Source organism: Deinococcus sp., from assembly GCF_025362455.1.
Taxonomy (GTDB): domain Bacteria; phylum Deinococcota; class Deinococci; order Deinococcales; family Deinococcaceae; genus Deinococcus.
Genome location: NZ_JANYGJ010000159.1, coordinates 1 through 2954, shown reverse-complemented (window position 1 = coordinate 2954; position 2954 = coordinate 1). Strand labels below are relative to the sequence as shown.

The 2954-nt window shown below is 62.9% G+C and carries 1 protein-coding gene and 1 pseudogene; both read left to right on the top strand.

Translation table 11 applies throughout. The features are described from left to right. A partial coding sequence (locus Q0R23_RS12235; RefSeq protein ID WP_293913416.1) for an AAA family ATPase occupies positions 1-2158 on the top strand: 2158 nt, incomplete at its 5' end. A 487-nt stretch (positions 2159-2645) separates the two neighbouring features. After that, positions 2646-2954 (top strand): annotated as a pseudogene (locus tag Q0R23_RS12230) (aminotransferase V); the annotation flags it as partial.

Genomic DNA, 2954 nt, shown 5'->3' with positions numbered 1-2954 from the left:
GGTGCTGCTGCTGGGCGAGCCGGGCATCGGCAAGAGCACGCTGGCCCGCGCCGCCTGCGGCAACGTCAAGGTGCTGACCCTGACCGGCTACGAGGCGGCCCTGAACATCCCCTTTTCGCCCGCCACCGCCGCCCTGGAACGTCACCTGCCGGGCCTGAGCGACACCGAGCGCAGCGAGCTGTTTCCAATGTTGCCCGGCAAAAAGCTGTCGCCTGATCCGGCGCTCAAAGCCGGATTTCAGCGGGCGGTGGCCCGCATCATCGAGGACCGGCTGGGCAGCGACGGTATTTTACTGCTCGACGATCTGCACTGGTTCGACAGTGCCACCTGCGAGGTGCTGCCCGCCGTGCTGGAACGCTGCCGCCAGGTCGGCACCTGGGTGGTCGCCACCGCCCGGCCCCTGGAGCTATCACACAATGCCCTGGCCAGCAAACTGTTCGGCCCGGACACGCTGCGCCTGACCCTCACGCCATTGCTGGGCGCTGACCTGGCCCACCTAACGGCTGAGTTGACTGAGGCCGCGCCTGACCCCGCCTTTGTGGCCTGGTTGCAGGACGCCACCGCCGGAAACCCGCTGGCTGTACGCGAAACGCTGAGACTGCTGCGTGACACCCAGGGCGCCGGGCCGCTCTCGATTCCCGCCGAGAGCGAGGCGGCCCCGGTGCGTGCCCTGATCTTGCAGCGCCTGGAGCGCCTGGGCGCCGAGGCCCGCCGGGTGCTGGAGGCCGCCAGCGTGTCCAGCGGCTCCTTCTCGGTGCGCGAACTGGCCGGGACCACGGCGCTGGACGAATGGGCCTGCCTGGAAGTGCTGGAAGGCGCCGTACTGGCCGGGATGCTCGAAGACGCGGGCGGCAACTTCAAGTTCGCCCACGACCTGATTCGCCGGGCCATTCTCTCGTCGCTGAGTCCGGCACGCGCTGGCCTGCTACACCGGCACATGGCCGCCGTGCTGGAAAAGTCCGGTGGCCCGCTGGAGAGCGTGGCGCAGCATCTGGAGGCCGCTGGCGAGGACGCTTCCGACTGGTGGTGGCGGGCCGCCCGCGCCGCCGAGCGCGTCTACGCCTACCCGCAGGCGCTGGCGCATTCGCAACGCGCCCTGGAGGGTCGCCTGGAACCGGAAATCCGGCTGGCTGTCCACCGCCGCCGGTTGCTGTGGTGGCGCACCGTCGATGACCGCAGCGGCTGGAAAACCGAGGTCGAACGCCTGGAAGCCCTGGCCTACCGCGAGGGCGAGGCGAGCTGGTGGACCGAAGCGCGGCTGGCCCGGCTCGAATGGCTGTTCCAGGGAGGCCGTTACCATGAGGTGCTGGAACTGGGCGAGGTGGTGCTCCCCGACCCCAACATCACGCCGGAGCAGCACGCCCGTGCCCTGCTGGAATGCGGCAACGCCTGCGTGTACCTGGGCCGCCACGCCGACGCCCAGGCGCAGTTGAAGCTGGGGTTGACATTGGACGGCGTGACTCTGGCCGGAATGCCGGAGCTGTTCGGGCGGTTGAACCATTCGCTGACGGCGAGCGCCCTGGAAACCGGTGATCTGGAAATGGCCCGGCATCATGCGGAGCTGGCACGGCAGGGTTTTGAGCGGGCGGGGAGTAGGGCGGGGCAGTTGAGATCGCTGTTTAACAGTTTCGATCTGGCTTACAGGTCCGGAGAGAATGAAGAAGCGCGGGCATTTGGGTTGCTGGCGCTGGAGCTGGCGCGAGATTTGGATGACGTTAAAAGTGAGCAGCTTGCCCTATTCAACCTATTGGATCACGCGATTTATACGAAAGATGTTAATTTTGTAATGCAGTACATCAAAATAGTTGACGATCTAAAGTTTACATCGGATAATAGAATGCTTTGGTGGAAAAGCTACATTAAGGCTCAATTTGCACTTCTCAGAGGCGAGAGTCGCGAGTCTCTTCACTACTTTATTGAATCTGATAAGATTGCACATGGAGTTGGAAGCGACGAGCAGATTGTCAAGACAAGGATTGGAATTGCTGAGTCGTATGTCTCATTGGGTGAATTTGAGAAAGCAAGAGATGCTTTGATGAGCAACGTGCTCACCGATGAAAACCGAATTTTCGGAGAGGGAAAGCCAGAGTGGCTCGCAGTGAAAAAAGTGGTTGACACTTACATGTCAGGTTTAGCAGACACCCAGCAGATGACTTGATGTATGTCACGCCTGTATCACGCTGAGAACTTAGCCTAATGTCAGACCTACGATAGTCCTGTATAACCGGGAGTGGAGGAAAATATGAACAGAAAAGTGAAGTGTCTCCTGAGCTTGAGCCTTATCTGCGTGTCGAGTCTGCTTCCGGCGCAGGCGGGTTCCTCCTGTGGCAATAGTAGGTTTGGCTGCTTCGTCTACGCACCGCCTGTAACCGGCACCAACATAGTCCCCGGCGACCCTTACCGCGTCATCGCGCCTCCCGCCCCCGTCGTCGTCACACCAGTTATCCAAGTCCAGGCACCTGGCCACTGACCTCTCAGCAACACGGCGCCCAAACCTGCTACTGTAACGCAAGCCAGTATTCAAACCTACCGGCTTCAGCTCAGGCCGCACCGCGTTCCACAGGCCGCATCCCCCACCCGGGTGCGGCCTGTTTTTACTGGCAACCCCCGTCACATCATCGCTCCAAACGCGGCACAATACATCCATGTCCAATGCCCCCCACGTTCCGCTCAACCGCCGCCGCCTGATCGCCCCCGGCCCGGTGGAAGTCTCGCCCGAAACGCTGCTGGCGCTGGCTCAGCCACAGATGCACCACCGCAGCCCCGAAGCCAGAGCGAAGTTCATGACCGTGCGCGGCCAGCTCAGCGCACTCCTGGGCGACCCCTACGAGGCCGTCATCGTCACCGGCAGCGGCACGGCGGCCTTCGAGGGCGCCCTGGTCAGCCTGGTGCCCGAAGGTGCCAAGGTGGTCAACGCCTCGGCAGGCAAGTTCAGCGAGCGCTGGGGAGAGCAG